Below are 24097 nucleotides of genomic sequence, written 5' to 3' on the forward strand. Positions count from 1 at the left end.
GGGCCACGAGAAAGGTAGAAGGTAGTAGGGTATTGAGTGAGCTGTGCTAGATCAAAGATTCTCTTGAAGCATCATAGATCGAGCAAGTCAGTAGTTCATTAAAGATCGGCAGGGTGGGCTGTATGTTTGCAAAAATGTACTTGTAGGCCCTCAAAGTAGCAAGCTAGAGACTATAAATACTGCATTTAGGCGTAACGGTCACAGACAATACGCTTGGATTGGGATGCGGAAAGGATTGTGGTTGAAACTAAGCGCCGAGCTTCCGAGAAATCGCGATCGCCAGTAATCAAAAAATCAACGTCAGTAGACAACGCACAGGCTAAAAACTTGGCATCTTTTTGATCTCTTGGAAAACTGAATGTCCGATCAACTTCAACCATGTATGCAAGGGAGTTGATCAGCCGGAGCCAGCGCTGCTGAATGGAGGTGGGAATCTCTAGCCGCGGTCGAGCAAGAACACTTTGATATTCGGCCAAAATTTCATCCGAAATAATCCAGGTAAAATCGGTTTGCTCAAGCACAAATAGGATCACGAATTCGGGGTTGCGGTCGCGTAAAACAGCCGAAATTAAAACGCTGGTGTCAATAATAACCTTCACTGTCCAGCTCGATAAGCTGCAATTTCAGCTTCGCTAATCCGTTGAGCTTGCGGTAACGACTGAGTCTTTTTGAACAAAGCTTTGATCGCTTGAACGTGCTCGGCCTGACGTGGCGTGAGCACAATGACCTTAACTTTATCGCCTTCTACCAAGTCAGCTCTGTAGGCAGCTGGAATTTCTATGCTGCCATTTTTGATATTGGCTTCGAACTCAACAGCTTCCATAGCTTGGCCTCGTGTCCTACTTCTTGACTCAGGCTTAGGTGCCAGGTAACATTTATCCGCAGCTCAAACCTTCTGCTCCAACCCATTCTATTCTTCTTCTGAACCGGCCTTACTTGAGTCGCCGTTCTCTAGCCAACTGGCTCGAATAACCTGGGTGATGGTTTCGCCTTTGTTGGGCTTGATGAGGCGATCGCTCTCCCCGGTCCTGCCCTGGCGCGGCACCGACTCAGTGGGAATCACCGCCGTTCGGTCTCCATTGGTGAATACCGTGATGCTGCTGCGAGGCACTGCGGGCAGCAGCGCCACCAGTTTGTCGCTCTTGAGGCTGAACTGGAACGACTGGGTGCCAATGTCACCGCGCTTGGCCACCCGCATACCCTCGATGGGCAGGCGCTTGGCGTAGCCCGCCGCCGTCACCAGCAGCAGGCAGTCTTTGCTCGACTGCACCCGCACACAGCCCGCCAGGGTTTCGGTTTTGCCCATCCGAATGCCCTGGGGGCCCTGGGCGGCGCGGCCCATGATAGGCAGGTTATCGTCGTCGATGGGGAAGCGCAGCAGCCGCCCGCCCGTGGTGCCCAGCACCAGGTCATCCCCTAGCTCGGCCAGGGTGACGTAGGCCAGCTCGTCGCCGTCTTTGACCTTCATCGCCGTCAGGCCGCGGCCGGTAAGGTTGGTAAACTCCTGCAGCGGGGCGCGCTTGATTTTGCCCTTGCGGGTGACCAAAATCAGGTCTTGCTCCAGCAAATCGTCCCGGATGATGAACTGAGCCACGATCGCTTCGGCGTCGGGGGGCACAGACCCCGGCAGCAGGTTCACCAGGGGCGATCCCTTGCCCTGGCGCGGGTTGTTGGGAATGGCCTCCACCGCCACGGTAAAGGCGCGGCCATCGCGGGTCAGGGTGAGCACCTCCTGGGTGGTGAGGGCGGCCTCAGTCTGCACTACAGGGTCTTCCTCTACCTCGTGGAGTTTGGGGTTGGTGTCCACCTCCAGGCGGGCCTGCCGCCGCTGGTAGGACTTTTGCGAGTAGCGGCGCACGTAGCCCTTCTGGGTAAACTCCACCACAGTTTCCTCTTCGGCCACCTCAGCGATAATCTCTTCGATCTGCTGGGTTTCTTCGGCCCGCTCGGCCTCGGTTTGGATGCGGGTGCGGCGGGGGTCATTGAACTTTCTCTTCAGGGATCTAAGCTCTTTTTTCATCGCCTTGAGCAGTTCATGGCGATCGTTCAGCAGCCGGTTCAGTTCATCCCGCCGCTGGGTCAGTTCCTCGGCCTCGGTGGCCAGGCCCTGGCGCTCCATGCCGGTGAGCTTGCGCAGGGGCATAGCCAGAATCGCGTCCGACTGGCGTTCGCTGAGGTCAAAGCGCTGCTGGAAGGTCTGCTTGGCGGTGGTGCCGTCGGGGGCGTTGCGGAGAATGTCGATGATCGCGTCGAGGTTGTTGAGCGCCGTCAGCAGGCCCTCGGTGATGTGCAGCTTGGCCTCGGTTTTTTCCAGCTGGTGCTGGTAGTGGCGGGTGAGGGTGGTTTCGCGAAAGTCCAGAAACGCCTGCATCACGTCCCGCAGGGGCAGCTGGCGGGGCTGGCCGTTGTCGAGGGCCAGCATGATCACGCCGAAGTTGCTCTGCAGCGGAGTGGTGCGGTAGAGGTCCTGGAGCACCCGCTGGGCCGGGGTGTCGCGCTTGAGCTCGATCACCACTCGCATGCCGTCGCGATCGCTCTCGTCGCGAATATCGGCGATGCCCTCCAGCCGCCCGGCATTCACCAGCTGAGCAATTTTCTCAATCCAGCCCGCCTTGTTCACCTGGTAGGGCAGTTCCGTGACCACGATCGCATTGCGTCGCTGCCGCCCCTTGCCGGGGTGCACCTCCTCAAACTGGCAGACCCCGCGTACCGGAATGCTGCCCCGCCCGGTGCGGTAGGCCTCCAAAATACCCTCGGTGCCGATGATCTCGCCGCCGGTGGGAAAGTCGGGGCCGGGGATCAGGCGAAACAGCTCGTCGTCGGTAATGGCTGGGCGATCGATCATTGCCACCAGCCCGTCGATCACCTCGCCCAGGTTGTGGGGCGGAATGTTGGTGGCCATGCCCACGGCAATGCCCGAAGACCCGTTTAGCAACAGGTTGGGCAGCTGGGTAGGCAGCACCACCGGCTCCTGCTGGGAGCTGTCGAAGTTGTCGATGAAATCGACCAGAGCTTCGCTGATATCGCCCAGCAGGGCCTCGTTGCTGACTGGCGACAGGCGGGTTTCGGTGTAGCGCATGGCCGCCGGGGGGTCGTTGTCCACCGAACCAAAGTTGCCGTGGCCGTCCAGCAGCGGGTAGCGGCTGGAGAAGGTCTGCACCATCCGCACCAGGGCGTCGTACACCGCCTGGTCGCCGTGGGGGTGGTACTTGCCCAGCACGTCGCCCACCACACGGGCACACTTACGGTAGGGGCGATCGGGGGTTAGCCCCAGCTCGTGCATGGCGTAGAGAATGCGGCGGTGCACGGGTTTCAGCCCGTCGCGCACATCGGGCAGGGCCCGGCCCACGATCACGCTCATAGCGTATTCCAGGTACGACCGCTGCACCTCGGTGTGGAGCGAGGTGGGCACAATCTGCCCGGAGGCAAGGATGTCGAGTTGGTCGGCCATGGGCGGGGTTCCTGAAAGAGACGAAGTTCGGCGGTTTAGACCAGGCGGTAGTTGAGTTTAGCCATAGCGACGGCTTAAAACAACATTTTGAGTAGCAAATTATGGCTTAAATGACAGGTCAAATTTGATCGACCCCGATAGATTAGCCGTAACAATGCTGTAACGTATAGGCAAGCCCATGGACCTGGCAAGCCCCTAGCCGAACGGGTTGACTGGTTGAGGGGCCGGCCCGAGATACCCTGCCCCAGCGATGCCCCGATTGCTCCGGGTTGATTTAGCCCGTTGGTTCAGCTGCTGATTTAGCGTTGATTTAGCCCTGGGTGCGACCCCCACGGCATCAACCCCTTTTTACGTTTTACTACCATACTTTTCAAGGACAGGTACGGAGACAGGCGATGAAAACCGTCTTACTGGTGGAAGACGATCTGGTAAACGCGCGGGTGTTTTCTAAAATTTTGACCAAGCGCGGTGGCCTGGCCGTGAAGCACACTGAAGATGTAGAAGAGGTCATGAGCATTGCCCGCAGCGGCGAAGTTGACGTGGTTTTGATGGATGTGTCGCTGGCCCACAGCATGTACCAGGGCAAGCCCATGGACGGCATCAAGATTACCCAGCTGCTGAAGGCCGACCCCGCCACGGCAAGCCTGCCGGTGATTTTGGTGACCGCCCACGCCATGGAGGGCGATCGCGAGTCGTTCCTGAGCCAGAGCGGTGCGGATGGCTATATCTCGAAGCCGGTGATCGACCATCAGGAATTCGTAGACCAGATCAAGGCGACCATGGGCGACTCCTGACAAGTACACTTGTACTTTATTTAGACCAGTTTAGCAAGCCAGAGACGGTTAGGGGGCTTCCCCTGGTGTCGCCTTCCCGGCTTCACCGCCGGGGCCGCGATCGCCGCCAGTTAAACCAGTTCTCGGCCCAGTCGCGCTGCCAGGTGCCGGGCCGCCAGCGCTGCTGCTGCCAGGCGGCTCCCAGTAGGGGCAAGATAGCGCTCAGGCTGTGGGGTAGGGTGGGCAGGCGCTCCAGGCGGTGGAGGGGAATGCCCTGGTGCTGGGCCTGGGTCAGCGCGTGGATCAGGTCGCTGGCTCCGGCCCCGCAGATCTGAGCCCCCAGGATATGCCCGTCGGCCCGCACAGTGCAGCGGCAAAAGCCCAGAATATCTGGCCCACAATGGGCTTTGAGCACCTGCCCCAGGGGTACCTGGAGCACCGTGGCGTCGCCCCCGTACCAGCGCTGGGCCTGGGTGGCGGCGAGACCCACCCGGGCGTACTCGGGCCGGGTGGGCAGCAGGGCCGGACGGTTGAGCACCGATAGCTGCCGCCAGGGCAGATAGAGCAGGTTGCGCAGGGCGATCGCCACATCCTGGTGGTCGGTGGTTTCGGCCCAGTAGCCGCCCAGGCCAGGGCCGCAGGCAAACACGCGGCGGTGGGCGGTGACCAGGCGATCGTCCACGGGCAGAGCCACCGCCGTGCCGTAGACTCGCCGGGGCCGAATGCCAATGCTCTCTAGATTGAGGTGGGCCAGGGTGGGGTGGGGGGCGGTGGCCAGGATCAGCGTCTGAGCCGCGATCGCCCCCTGGCCCAGCCGCAGTTCAACGCTGTTATCCGGTTGGCGCACCCCGTCGATCGGAGCCGCCAGCCGCAGGCTGACCCCCGCCGCCTCCAGCAGGGCGGCGACAAAGGCCGCCAGGTCCGGGTCTTCGGTAGGCAGCAGGGTGTGGCCCCGACTGACCAGGGTGGTGCGGGTACCGAGCCGGGCCAACGCCTGGGCCAGGGCGATCGCTGTCCCGCTACGGCCCAGCACAATGGCGCTCTCCGGCAGGGCGTCTAGCGTCAGCAGCTTGTCCACCGTCAGAAACGGAGTCTCGGCCAGGCCGGGAATGTCGGGGACGGTGACATCGGTGCCGGGGGCCAGCAGGTAGCCCCGCCCCCGGATTCGCCGCGTTGCGGTGGTTACCGCCAGCTGTGGTCGGGGGCTAAACTGCCCCGGCTCCAGCACCACATCCACCCCGCTGGTGGCCAGGCGATCGAGACTGAGCTGCGGGTAGGCCACGGCCTCCAGGGCGCTGACCTGGCGCTTCAGGTCAGCCCAGGGGGTGGAGTCTGCCGCCCCGGCCAGGGCGGCGAGGAGGATCTGGCGGCGCAGGCCCAAATCCACGGTGCCCGGCGGTTCTACCAGGGCTACCCGCGCCCCCTCCCGCACCGCCAGAGCCGCTGCCTCACGCCCCTGCACCGTGCCGCCCAAAATTACCGCGTCGTAGTCAATGGTCATCGTGGCCCCTCATTCCCCGCCTAGCGTCGCCGCAGCCGTCCCCAGTGCTCCTCCCCCTGGCGCGCGGCTACCGAGTTGGCCACGGGCTCCAGGGTCAGGATGTCAAAACGAAGCTTAAACCGCTGACGGACTTCGGCGGCGGTAGTCCCAAAGGGCGGCCCGCCAGAGCGCTTATGGGTGAAGAACACGGCCAGCAGCTCACCGTCGGGCCGCAGCAGATCGGCCACCAGATCCACGTAGGCAGGCCGCAGATCGGGGTCGATGGCGCAGAAGCAGGTGTGCTCGATGGCGTAGGCAAACTGCCCGGCGTACTCGGGCAGCAGGTCAAACATATCCCGCTGCAGCGATCGCAGGGGCAGGTTTTGTCCCTGGGCCTGCTCCTTCAGCGCCTCAATCGCCGAGGGGGCAAAGTCCACGGCGGTAACCGCAAAGCCATGGCGGGCAAACCAGAGGGCGTCGTGGCCGCGCCCCGCCCCCAGCACAATGGCCGGGCCAGGCGGGGGGGGGTCAGTGGCGGTCAGCAGGGTCTGGAAGGCGGGGGCGGGCTGGCCCAAATCCCAGCGGGGGGTGCCCTGCTGGTAGCGCTGCTCCCAGGCGGGGGCACTCAGGGGGGAGGGCAGCGGCGACGGGGTGGGTGCGGTCACGGAGGCTCCGGTGTATGCTCGGCAGTGGAATAACAGACTCTTAAGGGTAGCGCGTATGCGGCGACGACAGCTAATGGGTGGGCTGGCCATGGCCTCGGCGGGGGTGAGCCTGCACCGGCCTGGCCTGGGGGCGCAGGTTCAGCCCCCCCGCTTGCCGCCGCGCCTGAAAGCGGGGGACGAGGTGGGGATTGTCAGTCCGGCGGGGGCCACCTTCGAGCCCGATCGCCTCGATCTGGTGGTCGACGCCGTCAGTGCCCTGGGCTTTGTACCCAGGGTGGCCCCCCACGCCCTGGCCCGCTACGGCTACCTGGCCGGCACCGACGCCGAACGCGCCGCCGACCTCAACGCCATGTTTGCCAACCCGGCGATCCGGGCGCTGCTGCCCGTGCGCGGCGACTGGGGCAGCGCCCGCATTTTGCCCTACCTGGACTATGCCACCATTCGCGCCAACCCCAAGGTGCTGATTGGCTTTAGCGATATCTCGGCCCTGCTGCTGGGCATCCACGCCCAGACCGGGCTGGTCACCTTCCACGGCCCCCACGGCATTACGCCCTGGCGCGGCGACCAGGTGGAACTGCTGCGGCGAGTGTTGATGGCGGGGGAAGCGCTGACCTACCGTAACCCACTGCTGGGAGCCGACCAGGATCGGCTGATGCGCGACCAGGGGCGGATTCTTACCCTGACCGCAGGCCAGGCCACCGGGTCGCTAATCGGCGGCAACCTCTCGGTGATCTCAGGCATTGTCGGGTCGCCCTACCTGCCCGACACCACCGGCGCGATTTTGTTTTTAGAAGACGTGGGCGAACCGCCCTACCGGGTCGATCGCATGCTCACCCAGCTAAAGCTGGCGGGGGTGCTCGACGGGCTGGCCGGGTTCGTGTTTGGTCAGTGCACCGCCTGCGGCCCGGGGGCGGGCTACGGATCGCTCACCCTGGCCGACATTCTGCGCGACCATATCCAGCCCCTGGGCATTCCTGCCTACGCGGGGGCCTGGATCGGCCATGTGGAACCGCTGTGGACGCTGCCCATCGGCCTCCCGGTCCGGATCGATGCCAGTGCCGGAACCATAGAAATGCGATCGCCCGCCGTCCTCTAACGGTGCCCGGCCTACGGCAAACCGTTTACCAGATACCCTATGCCGTTTCCCCCCTCCTACGGCGGCGGTAGCAGCCGCACCAGATCGGTGGGGGCAAAGCGGTCGGTATCGGTGGCCAGGGCCGTTTGCCAGCCCGGCGGCACCGTCTCCAGCAGCACCGGGCTGGGCTCAAACAGAATCAGCGTCGCCCCGGGGTGGGTCTCCCCCAGGGTCTTTAGATCGTCAGCGGGCAAAGTTTCGGCGGGCAACAGCCACATTCGGGTGTCGGGCCGCAGGTAGTGGCTGAGGGAGAGCGCTTCCCCTAGGGCAATGCCGTTGCGGTTGAAGATTAGCACCGGGTCGGGCAGCTGGTTGAGGTAGGTGGCCAGGTAAATATTGGGGTAGCTCAGGGATTTATTCCACCAGGTGACGGCGCGGGTGTTGACCGCCGCCGAGGCCAGCCCCAGGGTCAGCAGCAGGGCCAGCAGGGCCCCCGCCAGGGCCGGGCGACGGCGACCCGGAGCGCTCAATCCGGCGGTGATCAGGGGCGCGATCGCCACGGGTACCAGCAGCAGCGACGGCAAAAAATAGCGGCTGTTGGTGGAGATCTGCCCGTTTCTGAGCAGGTCGCTGCCGATCAGCACCAGCGGCGGCACCAGCAGGCCACAGGTCAAAAACAGGGCGACGGCTCGGGGCTGCCGTCGCCACAGGTAGCCCAGGGCCACCGCCAGCAGCGCCAGCACCAGCAGTGGCCCCAGCCCCGTATACCAGCGGTAGAGCGGTGGGTTAAAGTCGACCACCGTGGCGCTGTAGTGCAGCCCCCAGAGCTGGGCCAACACCTCCAGGGGTTTAGGTTCATTCGTCCAGGCGGTGACGGCCCGGAGCCGATGCCAGAAGTGAACAATCGTCCACATCCAGGGAGTAAACAGCGCCAGCCCCAGCCCCTGGGCCAGCCCAAAGCCGATCCAGGCTTGTCGCTGGCGCTGGCCGAGCAGCACCGCCCCGTGGCTCAGACACAGCAGCCCCGTCAGCAGCGACCCATGCCAGGCCAGCCCCACCGCCAGGCCGTAGAGCCCCCAGGCCGACCAGGTTCCCGATCGCAGCGCCCGCACCAGGGTGCCGTGGGCCAGCAGCAGGCCGACCATCCAGAGGCCGTACTCCCGCGCCTCCTGGCTGTAGATAATCTGCACCGGAGCCAGGGCCGCCAGCGCTGCCGCCACCCAGGCGGTGCCGGGCTGAGCGGGAAACAGTTGCCGCGTCAGCCAGAACACCAGCGGCAGGGCGATCGCCCCAAAGATTGCCGCGATCGCCCGGTATCCCCACACCGAAGCGCCCCACAGTCGCCCCCAGCCGTGGGCCAGCAGGTAGTACAGCGGCGGGTGCTCAGGGTTGTGGGCCAGCGCCATCCAGGTGCGGCCCAGGGAAGGTTCCGGGGGCATTTGCAGGTAGCGCTGCAGGTCCGCCGCTGTCAGGGAGGGGCGATCCAAAACCGCCTCCAAAACCTCCGTTCCCTGGTAGCCCGCCACCCGCAGGCTGGTGTAGGCCTCGTCGTGCCAGTAGACCTTGCGGTCCAGGTGGGCAAAGCGCAGCACCAGACCGAGGGCGATCGCAGCGATCGCCACCCGCCTCACCCATACCCAAATCCAGCCCTGTGCCAATCCAGACTGGCCCCTAGCGGATTTCGACCTAGAACTGGTAGCCCACATCGCCAAAGTTGGTAATCAGAGCCACATTGGCGTGCTCCAGGCTGGTCACCAGCCAGGGCACCTCCTTGCAGGTGCGGCGCTCGTGGAGGTTGAACAACACCGAAAAGCAGCGCTCCAGCCAGGGCTTGGCCGCCGAGCAAAACAGCACCAGCCGCAGCAGCAGCCCCATGGTCAGGGTGTGGCCCACATCGTTGACCAGGTGGCGAAAGTTGCGAAATACAGGGCGATGGGGGCTGTCGACCACCAAGAAATTGAGCAGCCGGCGGCAGGTTTCCACCAAAATGAAGCTGTTCAGGGGCTGGTTGTCGAACTCCGCCAGGGTTTCCCGCAGGTACTGGCGCAGGTTGCGAGTGAAGTGATTGCCGCTGTATTTTGGCTCCGCGGCGGCGATCGGGCCGATCAGGTAGTCCACAAACTCGTCTTTGAAGTCGTGGAACGATCGCACGGTCTTACTGTAGGTGGCAAACCAGCGGGCCTGGTCGCGGTGGGTGCGCCCGTCCAGCTTGCCGGTGTAGAACTGGAGCGCCTGGTCTAGCCCGGTAGCATCGAGCAGGGTGGGATTGACCGCCGCCCCCGCCCGGCCCGGAATCTGCTGCTGAGCGTGGTAGCGAGCCAGACGGATGCCCAGATCGGTCTCGGCCCGGCGGCGCAGGTCGTTGATATTTTGCTTTTGCTCCTGGCCGCTGTCCTTGGTGAGCAGGCTGTTGTCGTACAGAAAGGGATAGTGGCGGATGCGGTGGGCCAGAGGCTGCTCGTCCACCACCGCCGCCACGGGTAGGTCGACTTCCCGCACGGGAGACATGATCTGCTGTAGCCGCACCAGCGAGGCGTACTGCTCGGTGTGGGCAAATTCCTTTACCAGGCTATAAACCTTTTGCACCCTGGGGTTGGCGTTGCTGAGCGGGGGCAGGTCCTCAAACAGCCGCACCAGCTCTGGAATCGCCCAGTGGTCGCGGGGCTGCGTGTACCAGAGGTTGATCAGGGTGTAGCAGCAGCGGTTGAGCACATACTTGAACTCGCGATCGGCGGTGTCCTGTTCCGAAAGGCTGAGCAGAGCGCTGGCCACCGAGCTATCGGGGTAGTTGGCCACATCTAAAAACAGACGGCGAAACCGCTCAATGAGAACCTCGGGAGCCTCCTGCTTACGCCAGTACTGCCAGTGCTGATAGAGCAGATCCTCCAGAGTAGCGGGAGGTCGACTGGAGTAGTTTGACCACGAATCTAAGGAATCCCAGGGACTCATGCTGCTGACCTGATTGGAGGGCGGTAGACACAGAGGCAACCCAGCGGGAGCCAACCATAACCTGAGCTAGGGATAAAGGGCAAATGGCTAAGCATTGACCCATCCCAACACCCACTGGACGGCACTGAGTTGTGGATCTTACTTAGGCTGATTCCCAACTACGGCCATAGTTCTGTCAATAATACCCAGGACAGGAACAATTTTCCCAGCTATCCAGAATGCATTTTTTAAAGTTTTCTTGAGGATTTGCCCGCTAATGCCGCCCGACCTCTACCTAGGACGCCACAATCTGCTTCACGACGGTTTGGGCCGAGTAGCTCACCCCCGCTGTCCCTTCCCCCGGGTGGGTACAGTCCCCCACCAGCCACAGTCCGCCCACCGGGGTGCGGTTGGCAAAGCCAAAGGGGCCAAAGGTGCTCACCCGCATGCCGAGCCCGCCGACGCTGCCGCGATCGCGGCCGGTAAAGCGGGCAAAGGTGCGCGGGGTGGCGGCTTCGACATGGACAATATGGTCGTCCCGGAGGTCAAAGTAGCTCGACAACCGCTGCATCGCGCCCTCGGTGTAGGCCTGCTTCATCGCCCCGTAGTCGTGGGTCTGCCACCAGGGGCCAAGGTCAGTAAATGACGAGGCTACAATGGTGGCTCGCCCCGCCGGAGCGCGACCGTCACCAGGGCGACTGACGGAGACAAACAGGGTGTTATTTTCGGCGATCGGGCCGTCGTAGTTGTAGAAGAACTGCAGGTGGGGAGGGCAATCGGCGGGAATGGCGGCGGCCTCGACCCCCAGGTACAGCACAAAGGCCCCGCTGCCCGGGGGCAGGGTTGTCACCCGGCGTCGGTAGCCGGCCAGCGCCAGCGCCCTCGCGCCCCTGCCCGCTGGGTCTTCGCCCAGCAGCTGAACCAGATTCTGCACCGTGACATTGGCCACCACGTGGTCGGCGGGCTCGACCCAGGTGCGCCCCGTTTTTTGATCGGTGACCTGGACCCCGCTTACCCGACCCCGCTCGGTCTGCACCTGCTGCACCCGATGGTTGAGCTGCAGCAGGCCGCCGTCGCGCCCCAGCGCTTTTTCGAGGCTGTCGCTGAGCACCTGCATGCTGCCGTGGAGATGCCACAGCCCCTGGGGAGCCTGGGCCATGCTCAGGGCGGTGGCGGCGTAGAGCACGGCGGTTTCGTCGGCGCCGACCTGGGAGTAGAGCTTGAGCTGGAGGTCGAGAAAGGTCTTGAGGCGGCGATCTTTCCCCAGCCCCAGCTGCTTCAGCACCTGCCCCACGGTGGCAAAGGTATAGGGCACCGTCACCAGGGTATCGGGGCGCAGCGCCTGGGTCAGCTGACCCAGGTCCCACAGACTGCGAGGGGGCAGCACCGGCTGCCGGGCCTGAAACCGCCAGCTGGGCTGAAACAGCCGCTGCATCAGCTGCCAGAAGGGCTCGCTGCCAGGAAACTGCCGCTGGCGCTCGGCTCGCCAGGCCACCGGATCGCGCCACACGCGGATGGGCTCACTTTCCCCCGGCAGAAACACCGCGCAGGCGGGGTCGCAGGGGGTCGCCTCGGGCAGGGGCAAGCCCAGCTCAGCAAAGATTTGGTGATGAATGCCCCCCGGCTCCAGCCCGGCCACCTGGGTAGCCCCCACATCAAAGGTGAATCCCCGCCGCCGGAAGGTTGAGGCACAGCCCCCCGCCACCTGGGCCTGGTCAAACACCCGCACGGCATAGCCTCGGTGGGCCAGCAGGGCCGCCGCCGTCAGCCCGCCAATGCCTGCCCCGATAACGACGACCCGGCGACCCGGTGGCCCTGCGTCACGGTCCATAGTGTTACATTTCTTTACGACACTTTCAGCTTAGCTCACCCGGAGGGTGGGATGGCCCAGCTAGTCGTAATCCCGGCGGCCCGCCGCGAACTGAAGCACCATGGGCATACCGCCATCCTGGTGGTACTTGTCGGCCCAGGCCCGCAGTAGGGTGTCGAGTTCTTCCAGGGCCGCCTGGCGCTGCTGGGGGGCGACGTCAAACACCTCCACCCCGCGCAGTACACCGGTTTCTTCGCGCACCCAGGCTTGCAGCAGGCCAAAATAGCGGGCCACATCGTCAATCATGGCGAACACCCGCTCCTGCTCTCCCCTGGGCGAGTAGGACTCGCTGGCCAAGGCGTAGAGGGGAATGTCCACCAGGGGGGAATCAATTTGGATAACGGTGCCCGAATGCAGCAGCCGAAACTTGATGTGGGACATCAGGGCATCGCTAAAGGGCATCCGCTGCCCCGTTGGTAGCTCCTCCTGCGACATGTGGTGGAGCAATTCCATCAGCTCGTTAAACTCGACCTGGTCTAAAATTCGGGCCTTGGGAACGCTGGCGGGCAGGCTGTCTTCAATGCGTTTGCGCTCACCAGGGGTAAGGCCCTGAATCCGCACCCTGGCCTCGTTGGCGGGGCAGGGAAAGTGCTCCTGCCACAGAAACGGCAGCGCAATTAAGTAGTAGGGCTCTTTGGAATTGAGCACCTTCAGGCTCTGACCTTCGGCCAGGGCTGCCTGAATTTCCTGCACGATGGCTTTCACCCGTTTGGGCTCAACGTGGTACAAAAAGCCGGTTTTGCGAATGTTGTTGCCCTGCTCAATAAAGGTGCTGTAGATGGCCAGCTTGGCCGCGGTGGTGGCGGCGTCTAGGAAAGCTCCGTAGCGATGCCCTCCCATCTTCATCGTGCTGAGGGCCAGGTTGAGCAAAATCCAGTCTGCGGGGCTGTTGTCTACGGCTCGCAGCAGGTCGTGCTTCAGATCGGGTGGAACTTGGGACTGGTAGGTCACAGGATGGCGATTACTCAGACTGGGAAATTACGAAATTTTTAGCCTCAGTAACTTACAGGAACTGACGGGGCACAGGAACTGGCAGGGAACCGACACAGCCTCCAGGCAAACGGTGCGATCGCCGTTTGGGGCAGCCAACCGCTTGTTTGGATGACCAACTGGGCGCACTACTGCCCCCGAGGGATAGCTAGGGATAGTCATCAATTAGCTGCCAGCCGCCTCCCGCAGGGCCAGCCACAGCTTTAACCATAGCCTATGCCAGCGGGCTCTGCGGCTGCTCTGAAACGGGGCGGGTAACTTAGCCAAAAGTATAGGTTTAGTTGCTGAAAATGCCGCACAAAGTTCGCAGCCGGGCCGTTCAACCCGCCATTATGCTGAAAACTGGGGGCTGAAAACAGGCCGATCGGGGGGCTGTATGGATGCCCCATCCGGGTAGCCGGCCCAGCTAAACGTGGCGGATCAGTGGGGGTACGGCCCAGGGTTTCAGGTCTACAGCCGGCGTTGAACCACAGACCTGAAACCGCTCTCCCTTGCCCAGGAAAGCCGCTATAACTCCGGCAGACTAGGAGCCGGGTTCGGGAGGAGGCGCTGGAGTAGTGGGCTGCACGGGCTCGACCGGCTGGGCGGCACCGCAGTAGCCGTTGACCTGGTTGATCAGCTGCGACTCCGTCTGCGACAGCGTTTCGATGGAGGCTACGGCGCTCATGGTCTGCTGCTGGGACTCTTCAATTTTGGCCGGTAGCTCCGCCTCTGATTCCACCTGCACCACCAGATCCATAGCCTCGCGGGCGTCGGTCAGGGCGGCGCTAAACCCCTGCACAACAACGACATATTCGTCCCTGAACTGGCTCAGGTCCTCATCGCGCAGATTGGTGGTCTGGAGGTCACTGACCAGCCCGTTCAGGTTGGTGACCACCTTGTCGACGGCGGTGGTGTACTGGCTGGCGGCCAGCTTGATGTCGTCCAGGTTTTTGACCTGGGCAGCGCTCTCGCTGAAGGTTTGAATTTCCGCCTCAAACTCCTGCATAAAGCCCTGGGTCTGGTTGACCACTTCGGCCAGCTGGTTGCACTGGGCTACTTTAGACGAGCCGCAGCCCAGCAGCAGCAGCGGCAGCAAAAGCCCTACCCCACGTATGCTCCACCGCCCCACGCGTCGATCTGTGCCTGCTACCTGTGTCATCGCTGCCGCCATCTGTTTATTGCTACGGCTTCAAGTTTTACCCTGTCTTGGGTAGGTTTACAACTTAATGTGCCGATTATTTTATTGAGTTTTGACAGGGCCAGAAAAGTGCCGGAACAGCGCCAGAACAGCCGGCAAAATGGCCGTTAATTGGCCCTGAACATGCCAAAGAAGGGGTGGCTCTGCCCGTAGCTAGCCGGAACGCTGTGGGCGATCGCAGGCAGCGCTTTGCGGCCTGACCAAACTTGCGATCGCCCAGGCCCATTGCTCAGCACCGCAAAGACGGGAAAACTGCTGATAGGATCAGAAAAGATAAAGGTATGGCTCGATACCAGGCGGGTGAGGAGGACAGGACTCCGGGCGCGCGACTCCAGCGATGGAACGACGCGGCACCGCCAGGCACTTTTCCCGCTGGGGGAGGGGCTTCTGCGATATCTTGGATCAGCCACCTACTCTACTGCGTTACCTCTACGGATGCGATCGCGCGATGCTCAGCCCAGATGATTTTTTAGAGGCCACCCGATGGGCTGGTTTGATGACCTTGGCCCTGGCCGCACTGACGGGGTTTGCCTTTGTGTTTAAGTGGGGCCTGCGGTTCCGTTTGGTGGGGGCCACCGGGTTCGCCGGAGTGCTCACCGTGGGTCTGCTCGGCCTGAGCTTTGAGCCCTTCAGCCGCACGGCGGTGCCCGGGGCGGTGCCCTACACCACGGTCTACGACTCCGGGGCCAGCCAGATTGTCATTGCTGTCCCCCAGGAGATTGCCCCGGAAACCCTGGATGCCACCCTGCGGCAGGCCGCCAGCAATTTGTTTAAGCCCTACCGGCTGGGACTGCCCGGTCAGGTCGCCACCATTCGCGCCCGCACCATTGCCCACGAACCCGGCGGCATCTCTAAACTGGTCTACCTGGGGCAAATTCAACCCAATCCCAAGGGGGCAGAGGACGCGTTTCAGGTGCAGATCTACAGCCCTGGCCCGTCTACTCCCGGCTGACCTCCACTGGTCCCTCATCCACTCACTCTCTCCCGCCTCCCCACTGCCTATGCCCACCCTCTCCCCCCTTCCCATCCTCGCCATCGCCCCGGCCCAGGTTGTTCGCGGCGACGGCATTTTAGCTGACCAGGGGGCCGCAATCGCCCGCCTGGGTCAGCGCCCCCTGATTGTAGGCGGCGGCCACAGCCTGAAGCTGGCCGCCCCGCTGGTCGAGGCGCTAGGGCAGCAGGGCCTGACGCCTCAGACTGCTGCCTACGGCCAGGACTGTAGCGAAAGCTCCCTGGAGCGCCTGCGGGCGATCGCCGCTGAGCATCAGGCTGACCTGGTAATCGGCATCGGTGGCGGCAAGGCCCTCGACACGGCCAAACTGCTGGCCTACCAGATCGATTCCCCCGTGGTAACGGTGCCCACCGCCGCCGCCACCTGCGCCGCCTGGACCGCTCTGTCCAACGTCTACTCCGACCAGGGTGCCTTTCGCTACGATGTGGCCCTGCCCACCTGCCCCAGCCTACTCGTGCTCGACTACGCCCTGATTCGCACGGCCCCTCGCCGTACCCTGGTGGCGGGCATTGGCGACGGCCTGGCCAAGTGGTACGAGGCAGCGGTCAGTAGCGGGGCCAGCCAGCAAACCCTGATCGTGGCGGCAGTGCAGCAGGCCCGGGTGCTACGCGATATTCTCCTGCAAAAAACCCCGGCGGCCCTGCGCCAGTGGGGTGGCCCTGAGTGGCAGGAGGTGGTCGACGCCACCGTGCTGCTGGCCGGGGTAGTGGGCGGGGTGGGCGGTGCCCAGTGCCGCACGGTGGCGGCCCACGCCGTGCACAACGGCCTCACCCAGCTGCCCGCCAGTCACGGCATTCTCCACGGCGAGAAGGTGGCCTACGGTATTTTGGTGCAGCTGCGGCTGGAGGAAATGGGGGGCAACGCCGCCCTGGCCCGGGCCGCCCGGCAGCAGCTGTTGCCCTTTTACCGGGCCGCTGGACTGCCCCAAACCCTGAGCGACCTGGGGCTGGGCGATATGTCCCTCCACCAGCTGCAGCAGGCGGCGGAGTTTGCCTGCCGCGAGGGGTCCGATATTCACCACCTGCCCTTTACGGTGGCCCCGGCGGCGGTAATGGCGGCGATGGTATCGCCCCTGTGCCCTGAGCTGCGCGAAAAAGCTCGGCCCTCTGCCCCCCTTCGTCCTTCTAGCGTTGCCCCGGAGGTGCAGCCATGACCCTCGACTGGATGCCCACCGCCCACCGCCTCAGCGCCCTGCCCCCCTACGTCTTTGCCCGTCTCGATGAGCTGAAGGCCCGCGCCCGCGAACAGGGGCTGGACCTGATCGACCTGGGCATGGGCAACCCGGATGGCCCCACCCCAGCCCCGGTGGTGGAGGCGGCGCGGGCCGCCATTGGCGATGTCGCTACCCACGGCTACCCCCCCTTTGAGGGCACCGCCAGTTTTCGCACCGCCATTACCGACTGGTACGGCCGCCGCTACGGCGTCGCCCTCGACCCCACCGCCGAGGCCCTGCCCCTGCTGGGCAGCAAGGAGGGGATTACCCACCTGGCGATGGCTTTTATCAACCCCGGCGACCTGGTGCTGGTGCCCACCCCGGCCTACCCGGCACACTTTAGGGGGCCTGCGATCGCCGGAGCCGAGATCTACAACCTGCACCTCTCTGCCGCCAACAACTGGCTGATCGACTTCGACGCCATTCCGGTGGAGGTGGCCCAGCGGGCCAAGGCGCTGTTCTTTAACTACCCCAACAACCCCACCGCGGCCACCGCCCCCCGCGAGTTTTTCGAGCAGGCGGTGGAATTTGCCCACCGCCACCAGATCCTGCTGGTGCACGACCTCTGCTACGCCGAACTGGCCTTCGACGGCTACCAGCCCACCAGCCTGCTGGAAATTCCCGGTGGCAAAGAGGTGGGGGTTGAGTTTCATACCCTGTCGAAAACCTACAACATGGCGGGCTGGCGGGTGGGCTTTGTGGTGGGCAACTCCCACATCATTCAGGGCCTGCGCACCCTCAAAACCAACCTCGACTACGGCATCTTTGCGGCCCTGCAGCGGGCGGCGGAAACCGCCCTGTCCCTGCCTGACCACTACCTGGAGGAGGTGCAGCAGCGCTACTCCAGCCGTCGCGACTTTCTGATCGACGAGTTTGCCTCCCTGGGCTGGACGGTGGCCAAACCCCAGGCCACCATGTACCTGTGGGTACCCTGCCCCCCCGACAGCACCTCCACCGACTTTGCCTTGGCGGTGCTGCAGGAAACCGGCGTGGTGGTCACCCCCGGCAATGCCTTTGGCCCCGGCGGGGAGGGCTATATTCGGGTTAGCCTGATTGCCGAATGCGATCGCCTGGCCGTTGCCATGGACCGCATTCGCCAGGCTGGCTTTCGGTTTGCCCCCCAGACGGCGGCGGCAATCTAGGGCGTGTCATCAATTGTGGTCAAAAGCTCGGTATATCACGCTTTGCCACGCCTGACCCAAAAGCCAGGTTAGGGGCTGCAACCTTTAATTTTAGGCGTTTGGCAGCTACTTGATGACAGCCCCTAGGAGCTGCTATCCATTGGCGTCTGAGGCCGACAGTAAACGGCTTATAGCCAGAATTGATGCCCCGTTTGGGGCCAGCGCCGAGGCAATTGCCCCGTCGGTAGACTGGTCCCAGGCTGTATAGTTATACAAACCTCCAACCCCCGCTACCACCATGTTTAACCTCGGCTGGACTGAAGTTGCCCTTGTGATTGGGGTGGCCGTGCTGATCTTTGGCCCCAAGAAAATTCCTGAGCTAGGCAGCGCCCTGGGCAAAACCCTGCGCGGCTTCAAAGAAGAAATGAACCAGAATCCTGAAGATACGGCCCTCGACACCTACGACGATGCCGAAGACGCCGATGTGTACCGTTAGACTGGCTTCGTAACTGTCTATCCCTCATTAACCCATGCGGCAATTTTTGAAGTACACCCTGGCCAGCCTGACCGGGTCGATTTTATTTTTTTTGCTGCTGGGCTTTTTGGTCGCCCTGGGGGCGATGGGGCTGGTGGGGGTACTGATGGCTGGCTTCAGCCGCGACAGCGATAGCCTCGCCCTCGATAAAGACACCGTACTGGTCTATGACCTCTCCACGGTCATCCCCGACTCCATTGCCACGGTTGACCCCAGTGCGCTGGTCTTTGGCGGCTCCGACCCCGGTCGGCTCACCCTGCGGGAGGCGGTGCTGGCCCTGGAGTCTGCCGCCACCGACGATCGCATCGTCGCCCTCTATTTAAAGGGTGGCAGCGCCATAGGGGTGGGGCTGGCCAGCCAGGCGGAACTGCACCCGGCCATCGAGGCTTTCCAGGCGGCGGGCAAACCAATTCTGGCCTACGACATAGCCTGGGATGAGCAAGAATACGCCCTGGCGGCTTTGGCCGACACGGTGTACCTCAACCCCTTTGGGGACATCGAAATGAACGGCCTCTACGCCGAAACCATGTACCAGGCTGAGGCCCTGGAAAAGCTGGGTGTCGGGGTGCAGGTGACCCGGGTGGGCCGCTACAAGTCGGCGGTAGAACCGCTGATTCGCAGCACGATGAGCGCTGAGGAGCGGGAGCAGACCCAGCGGCTGCTGTGGGATGTGTGGCAGCATCTGCTCGATACCGCCGCTGCGCCCCGCGACCTCACGCCCCAGCAGTTTCAGGCCGTCGCCAACCGCCAGGGGTTCCTGTTTGGGGAGGAGGCTAAGACCCAGAACTTCGTCGACGCGATCGCCTACGAAGACGAAGTAATCACCGCCCTGCGGGGGCTCACAGGGGAAGGCCCCCTGACCGACAGCGGAGACCTCAGCGGCAGCGCCAGTGAAGACGACCTCGACTTTCGCCAGGTAGACCTGGTCGACTATGCCAAAACTGCCGCCGATCCCCTCACCAGCCGCCGCTCCAGCAACCAGGTGGCCTTGGTCTACGCCGAGGGCGCCATTATCGATGGCGGTGACGACAGCGACCTGAGCCAGAGCGGCGTAATTGCGGCCAATGCCCTGGCCCGCCAGCTGCGCCAGCTGCGCCAGGACAACGAGGTCAAGGCCGTGGTGCTGCGAGTCAACAGCCCCGGCGGCAGCGCCACCGCCTCGGAGGTCATTCTGCGCGAGGTGCGGCTCCTGCGGGAGGCGGACAAGCCGGTTGTGGTCTCCATGGGCAACGTGGCCGCCTCCGGGGGCTACTGGATCGCCTCCCAGGCCGATGCGATCGTCGCTCAGCCCACGACCATCACTGGCTCGATTGGGGTGTTCGGCATTTTTCTCAACCTGGAAGACCTGGGCGGCAAAGTGGGGGTGAACTGGGACGGGGTCAAAACCGCCGAGTTGGCCGATATTTTTACCAGCACCCGGCCCAAAACCGAGGCGGAGCTGGCCATTTTGCAGCGCACGGTCGATGCCATCTACGACAGCTTTTTAGATCGGGTGGTCGAGGGGCGCAACTTGGACCGGGCGGCGGTGGCAGAGCTGGCCCAGGGGCGGGTGTGGTCGGGCAAAGCGGCGCTGGATCTGGGCCTGGTGGACGAGCTGGGGGGGATCAATACGGCAATCGTCACCGCCGCGGACCTGGCCAGCCTGGAGGAGGACTGGCGGCTGAAGGAGTACCCCGAACCCGACGAATGGCAGCGGTTTCTACGGGTATTTCTGAATACCGAAACCACCCCAGCCATCGCCCACGACCCCCTTACCACCCAGGTGCTATCGTTCGTTGACGACGCTCAGCTCCTTCGCACCCTCAACGACCCGCGCGGCATCTACGCCATCATGCCCTTTCGGCTGACGATTAAGTAGCGCCTAAAGTAGCCTCATTAGCCCCCGGCCCCTACCTCACCTTCTTCCGCTTCTTCACCCCGTGAATACCGTGGACGCGCATGAGGTCGGCCAGGGTTGTGCAGTAGGGCTCCAGGGCAAAGGTGGCGGGACTGACGGCTCCGGCATAAATGAAGTGACGGTAGCGGAGGCAGAAATAATCCCAGGGGGCCATCTGCACCCGAAAGATTTTAATCAGCACGTCGGCCAGCCACAAAGACAGCGGAATCCGAAACCAGATGCGCTGGCCAAAGTAGTCGCAGATCTGCTCCACGGCCTGGTTGACGGTCAGAGGCGGGTTGCCCAGCACGTACTCTCGGTACCCGTTGGCCGAGGGGTGCCCAACCAAGTAGTAGACCACGGTCGCAATGTCCTGGGCGTGGGCAAAATGAAACCCTGCGTCGGCCTGAAAAAACCGCACCAGCCCCACCCAGCGGGTGACATCCCTGAGCCCTGCCGAAATAAAGGAGTAGGGCTTGTTTCTGTCACCGCCAAACACCAGGGTGGGAAACACCGTGGTGATTTTGTCGTACACCGCCAGCTCTGGCAGGCGACGGTGACACTCGTACTTACTGCGAATATATTCGGTGCCAATCGCCCCCGCCTCGGGCAGCGGATCGCTCTGCTGGTTCAAAATGCTGGCGGTGGAAAAGTAGATCACCTGCTGGCAGCGCTGGGGATCGAGGTGGGACATCACCGCCAGATTGGCATCGACATTGATCGCCTCGACGTAACCAGGGTCACCCCCCCAGGCCGCCGCCGTCAAAATAGCGATATCGATCGTGGGCAGCAAATCCGTCAGCGGCTCAATGTTCTCCAGCCCACCGCGCAGAATGTGAACCCGGGGGTTATCCTGCACCGGCAGCTGCAGCTTTTCAGGGTGGCGCAACAGCAAAAACAGCTCGTAGCGATCGCTCGTCAGCAGCAGGTCAAGAATATAGTGGCCAATACAGCCGCTAGCCCCGGTCATAAACACGCGCAGGGTATCCGGGGAGGTCGAGGTCGGAGAAAGGGTGTCCAAATCGCTCAGGTTCATGGGTATAGTCTGACAGTTTAGACCGTTTTGGCAGAGCTAGGTCCCTTTTCAACCCAGGGGCGGTAGGGCAGCGCTCCCATTTCGTCTACCGGAGCCGGCCAGGTCTGTTTGAAGCTCAGGTAAAGTTAACCCATTTTCCCCGGTTATCTCCGAGTAATTGCGTAGAAGGTTGGGCAACCTCCACTACCGTATATCGGCTATGGCTGCCCTCAATCGTCACCTCAGCAGGTCCTATCCCCCCTGTAACAAGGCTAACCAGCAGGGATTTTCCCTGATCGAAGTACTGGTCGTCGTCGTCATTTTAGGGATTTTGGCCAGTATCGCCCTGCCCAGTTTTTTGAGCCAGGCCGCCCGGTCCAAACAGTCCAGAGCCCTGATGTACATCGGCCTGGTCAACCGGGCCCAGCAGACCTTTTTTATTGAAAACGATCGCTTTGCCACCTCGACCGCCGAACTGGGCTTTGCCGATGCCAACGCTCCCGCCGAGTACACCTACACGGTCACGTCCCCAGCCAGCGGCATTGAAATGACCCAGACCCAGGCCATACCGACGAACCCGGCCCTGCGGGGCTACGCCGGGGTTGTGTTTACCACCGTAGACCCGGAGGGAGGGGCGCGGCTGGGAATGGTAATCTGCCAGGGCAACACGGCCAGCACCCCCGACCCCACCCCGGTGGCGGTAGCTGGACAGGTGCAGATCACTAACTGCAATACGCTGTAGCCAGCAGCGCTGGTCCTGGGCCGGGGGCGCTTGGGCCCTGGGTTGAACGAGGAAATTGCCGCCCGGAGTGCCGCCGCCTTTGTAACAAACACTACGGAATGCCGTAGCTGAGACCCGGGTGCAGCGCTAAAGTAAAGGGTAGCCCGTTTAGCTGTACCTGCCGTGGCCCCTGCCCAGTCCCCCTCTCCCTCTGCCACCGACATCCAGACGCTCTTCGATCGCATTGCCCCGGTCTACGACAGCCTGAACGAACGCCTCAGCTTTGGGCTGCATCGGGTTTGGAAGCGGATGACCGTGCGCTGGAGTGGGGCTGCCCCTGGCCACCGGGTCCTCGACGTGTGCTGCGGCAGCGGCGATCTGGCCCTGATGCTGGCCCAGGCCGTAGGCCCCACGGGCACCGTCTACGGCCTCGATTTTTCGGCAGAGCTGCTGGCGGTAGCGGCGAAACGCGATCGCCGTACCCACGCCCCCGCATCACTGCACTGGGTTCAGGGAGACGCCCTGGACCTGCCCTTTGAGGCCAACAGCTTCGATGCCGCCACCATGGGCTACGGACTGCGTAACCTCACTGACATCCCCCAGGGGTTGGCCGAGCTGCAGCGGGTGCTCAAGCCAGAAGCCAGGGCCGCCATTCTCGATTTCCATCGGCCCCAGGGCCAGCTGGCCGAGCAGTTTCAGCGCTGGTACCTCAATGCCCTGGTGGTGCCCACCGCCGAGCAGATGGGCCTGAGCGACGAGTATGCCTACCTGGGTCCCAGTATCGATCGCTTTCCCACCGGAGCAGAGCAGGTGACCCTGGCCCGCCAGGCTGGGTTTGCGTCTGCCATTCACTACACCATAGCTGGCGGGCTGATGGGGGTCCTGGTGGTAGAGTCGCCATGACTGGATCTGAGCTGTGGCTACTGCTGGCTCCGCCGATCATCGGCGGTACCATCGGCTATTTCACCAATGACATTGCCATTAAGATGCTGTTTCGGCCCTACCGCCCCCTCTACCTGGCCGGGCGGCGGCTACCCTTTACCCCAGGGCTGATTCCCAGCAACCAGGAGCGCCTGGCCAAACGCATCTCCGACACTATTATGGGGTCGCTGCTCACGCCCGAAGAGCTGCAAAACCTGGCCCGACGGCTGCTGCAGACCGATCGCACCCAGGCGGCAATCAAGTGGCTATTGCAGCTGGCCCTCGACCAGGTCCAGAGCCGGGCCCAGGTGCGCACCGCCAATATTGCCGGGGCCATTTTGCAAGACCTGTTCGGCAAATCTCTGCCCCGGCTAATTCGGGTATGGGCCCGCCGCGAAGATTTTTTGGAACCCCAGCTCAACCAGCTCTTCGATCAGGTGTTGATCGACTTCAGGCTGACCGCCGACCAGGCCGACCAGATCGTCACCTGGCTGCTCTCGGGCGTTTTCCCCCCCGACAAGCTGCGCCAGCTCGTGGTTGACTTTCTCACCGATCGCAACATTCAAGTCATCGACACCATTTTTCGCGAGCGCACCAGCGGCACCTACTGGGTGGTGGCCAACCTGTTCGGCGTCCGCAATGCCCTCAGCCGCCTGCGGGCCTTCTGCCTTGACGAGCGCGAGCTCAGCAACGCCCGCATTGCCGAACTGGTGGTGGCTCTACAGGTGAAAAAGCGGCTACAGGAGTCGCTGCAGCGGGTCTCTCTGCAAAACCTGCCGGTGTCTACCGTGCGCCAGGTGCGGCGCAACCTGCGCGAGTCGATCCAAAGCTACATCCGCACCCTGGGACCGGAGTTTGTGCGCGGGCTGGGGGCCTCGGTCAACTGGGAAATGCTGGCCACCCAGTTGCTCAACCGGCTGCAGAATTCTGAGGTGATCACCCAGTCCCTAGACCCCGTAAGCGAAGAGCTAGCGCTGATCCTAGAGCGCTACCTGGAGCGGGATTTAGAGTCTCTGGTGGCGCAGATCATCCCCATTCTCAATATTGATCAGGTGATTATCGATCGGGTGCGCGGCACGTCCGCCAGGGAACTGGAGATGGCAATTCAGGGCATTGTGCGCAATGAACTCCAGGCGATTGTCAACCTGGGTGGCATTCTGGGCTTTGGAATCGGGGTGTTGCAGGCCATTTTTTTCTATGTGCAGCGGGGCGGGGGATAACCGGTTTACCCGTTCAGGCTACGTGTAGACATAGAACACAAAAAGTCTCCC

The 24097-nt window shown here is 63.0% G+C and carries 22 protein-coding genes; 10 read left to right on the forward strand and 12 right to left on the reverse strand.

The features are described from left to right. Nucleotides 1-185 precede the first annotated feature (185 nt). The 3 genes from NF78_RS00255 to gyrA form a co-directional block, all read right to left on the reverse strand. Entirely contained in the window at nucleotides 186-599 is a 414-nt protein-coding gene (locus NF78_RS00255) for a putative toxin-antitoxin system toxin component, PIN family (RefSeq protein WP_035984251.1), read from the reverse strand. After that, complete coding sequence (locus NF78_RS00260; RefSeq protein WP_035984253.1) at nucleotides 596-823, reverse strand: hypothetical protein; 228 nt, start codon at nucleotides 821-823, stop codon at nucleotides 596-598. The genes NF78_RS00255 and NF78_RS00260 overlap by 4 nt, the downstream gene beginning before the upstream one ends. An 87-nt stretch (nucleotides 824-910) precedes the next feature. Next, on the reverse strand, nucleotides 911-3451 hold the full coding sequence (gene gyrA, locus NF78_RS00265; RefSeq protein WP_035984254.1) for a DNA gyrase subunit A: 2541 nt from the start codon (nucleotides 3449-3451) through the stop codon (nucleotides 911-913). A gap of 395 nt (nucleotides 3452-3846) precedes the next feature. Here gyrA and NF78_RS00270 point away from each other — a divergent pair, with 395 nt between their 5' ends. Then, nucleotides 3847-4245, forward strand: coding sequence for a response regulator (locus NF78_RS00270; RefSeq protein WP_035984255.1), 399 nt, complete (start codon nucleotides 3847-3849; stop codon nucleotides 4243-4245). An 82-nt stretch (nucleotides 4246-4327) separates the two neighbouring features. On the opposite strand, the gene NF78_RS00275 is transcribed toward NF78_RS00270, so the two are convergent. Both NF78_RS00275 and NF78_RS00280 read right to left on the reverse strand, forming a co-directional pair. Continuing rightward, complete coding sequence (locus tag NF78_RS00275; RefSeq protein ID WP_035984256.1) at nucleotides 4328-5725, reverse strand: FAD-dependent oxidoreductase; 1398 nt, start codon at nucleotides 5723-5725, stop codon at nucleotides 4328-4330. A gap of 20 nt (nucleotides 5726-5745) precedes the next feature. After that, nucleotides 5746-6369 (reverse strand): methyltransferase domain-containing protein, encoded by a 624-nt coding sequence (locus NF78_RS00280; RefSeq protein WP_225885181.1) that lies wholly within the window; start codon nucleotides 6367-6369, stop codon nucleotides 5746-5748. 55 nt (nucleotides 6370-6424) lie between these two features. Between NF78_RS00280 and NF78_RS00285 the strand changes: the two genes are divergently transcribed. Further along, complete coding sequence (locus tag NF78_RS00285) at nucleotides 6425-7465, forward strand: S66 peptidase family protein (RefSeq protein WP_035984257.1); 1041 nt, start codon at nucleotides 6425-6427, stop codon at nucleotides 7463-7465. Between the two features lie 56 nt (nucleotides 7466-7521). Here the strand turns inward: NF78_RS00285 and NF78_RS00290 are convergent, their stop codons facing one another. The 6 genes from NF78_RS00290 to NF78_RS30610 form a co-directional block, all read right to left on the reverse strand. Then, nucleotides 7522-9102 (reverse strand): glycosyltransferase family 39 protein, encoded by a 1581-nt coding sequence (locus NF78_RS00290; protein ID WP_156119574.1) that lies wholly within the window; start codon nucleotides 9100-9102, stop codon nucleotides 7522-7524. A 28-nt stretch (nucleotides 9103-9130) separates the two neighbouring features. After that, nucleotides 9131-10393, reverse strand: coding sequence for a hypothetical protein (locus NF78_RS00295; RefSeq protein ID WP_225885182.1), 1263 nt, complete (start codon nucleotides 10391-10393; stop codon nucleotides 9131-9133). Nucleotides 10394-10667: 274 nt separating this feature from the next. Beyond that, nucleotides 10668-12203 (reverse strand): C-3',4' desaturase CrtD, encoded by a 1536-nt coding sequence (crtD, locus tag NF78_RS00300; RefSeq protein ID WP_035984259.1) that lies wholly within the window; start codon nucleotides 12201-12203, stop codon nucleotides 10668-10670. Between the two features lie 60 nt (nucleotides 12204-12263). Continuing rightward, a complete protein-coding gene (hetR, locus tag NF78_RS00305; protein WP_035984260.1) occupies nucleotides 12264-13193 on the reverse strand; it encodes a heterocyst differentiation control protein in 930 nt (309 codons plus the stop codon). 562 nt (nucleotides 13194-13755) lie between these two features. Beyond that, complete coding sequence (locus NF78_RS00310) at nucleotides 13756-14373, reverse strand: hypothetical protein (protein WP_225885183.1); 618 nt, start codon at nucleotides 14371-14373, stop codon at nucleotides 13756-13758. Nucleotides 14374-14519: 146 nt separating this feature from the next. Further along, nucleotides 14520-14822 carry a hypothetical protein gene (locus NF78_RS30610; RefSeq protein WP_156119575.1) on the reverse strand — a complete coding sequence of 101 codons (303 nt, stop codon included), beginning with the start codon at nucleotides 14820-14822 and terminating at the stop codon, nucleotides 14520-14522. A gap of 38 nt (nucleotides 14823-14860) precedes the next feature. Here NF78_RS30610 and NF78_RS00315 point away from each other — a divergent pair, with 38 nt between their 5' ends. The 5 genes from NF78_RS00315 to sppA all read left to right on the forward strand — a co-directional run bounded on the left by NF78_RS00315 (nucleotide 14861) and on the right by sppA (nucleotide 20151). Further along, nucleotides 14861-15364 (forward strand): Ycf51 family protein, encoded by a 504-nt coding sequence (locus NF78_RS00315; RefSeq protein WP_035984261.1) that lies wholly within the window; start codon nucleotides 14861-14863, stop codon nucleotides 15362-15364. Between the two features lie 49 nt (nucleotides 15365-15413). Beyond that, nucleotides 15414-16577: an iron-containing alcohol dehydrogenase family protein gene (locus tag NF78_RS00320; protein WP_035984264.1), complete on the forward strand. Its 1164-nt coding sequence runs from the start codon at nucleotides 15414-15416 to the stop codon at nucleotides 16575-16577. Next, nucleotides 16574-17779, forward strand: a complete 1206-nt coding sequence (locus NF78_RS00325; RefSeq protein WP_035984266.1) for an aspartate aminotransferase — start codon at nucleotides 16574-16576, stop codon at nucleotides 17777-17779. Before NF78_RS00320 ends, NF78_RS00325 begins: the two co-directional genes overlap by 4 nt. A gap of 277 nt (nucleotides 17780-18056) precedes the next feature. After that, nucleotides 18057-18254: a twin-arginine translocase TatA/TatE family subunit gene (locus tag NF78_RS00330; protein WP_035984267.1), complete on the forward strand. Its 198-nt coding sequence runs from the start codon at nucleotides 18057-18059 to the stop codon at nucleotides 18252-18254. A 34-nt stretch (nucleotides 18255-18288) separates the two neighbouring features. Further along, complete coding sequence (gene sppA / locus NF78_RS00335) at nucleotides 18289-20151, forward strand: signal peptide peptidase SppA (RefSeq protein ID WP_035984268.1); 1863 nt, start codon at nucleotides 18289-18291, stop codon at nucleotides 20149-20151. A gap of 31 nt (nucleotides 20152-20182) precedes the next feature. Here the strand turns inward: sppA and NF78_RS00340 are convergent, their stop codons facing one another. Continuing rightward, on the reverse strand, nucleotides 20183-21205 hold the full coding sequence (locus NF78_RS00340) for an NAD-dependent epimerase/dehydratase family protein (RefSeq protein ID WP_052049473.1): 1023 nt from the start codon (nucleotides 21203-21205) through the stop codon (nucleotides 20183-20185). 199 nt (nucleotides 21206-21404) lie between these two features. On the opposite strand from NF78_RS00340, the gene NF78_RS27850 reads away from it, so the two are divergent. The 3 genes from NF78_RS27850 (at nucleotide 21405) to NF78_RS00355 (ending at nucleotide 24046) form a co-directional block, all read left to right on the forward strand. Then, nucleotides 21405-21926, forward strand: a complete 522-nt coding sequence (locus NF78_RS27850; protein ID WP_052049474.1) for a type IV pilin-like G/H family protein — start codon at nucleotides 21405-21407, stop codon at nucleotides 21924-21926. Between the two features lie 162 nt (nucleotides 21927-22088). Beyond that, nucleotides 22089-22808, forward strand: a complete 720-nt coding sequence (gene ubiE, locus NF78_RS00350) for a bifunctional demethylmenaquinone methyltransferase/2-methoxy-6-polyprenyl-1,4-benzoquinol methylase UbiE (protein WP_035984271.1) — start codon at nucleotides 22089-22091, stop codon at nucleotides 22806-22808. After that, nucleotides 22805-24046 (forward strand): DUF445 domain-containing protein, encoded by a 1242-nt coding sequence (locus NF78_RS00355; RefSeq protein ID WP_035984273.1) that lies wholly within the window; start codon nucleotides 22805-22807, stop codon nucleotides 24044-24046. Before ubiE ends, NF78_RS00355 begins: the two co-directional genes overlap by 4 nt. Nucleotides 24047-24097: the final 51 nt, after the last annotated feature.

Origin of the sequence: Leptolyngbya sp. KIOST-1 (assembly GCF_000763385.1) — a bacterium.
GTDB lineage: Bacteria > Cyanobacteriota > Cyanobacteriia > Phormidesmidales > Phormidesmidaceae > Nodosilinea.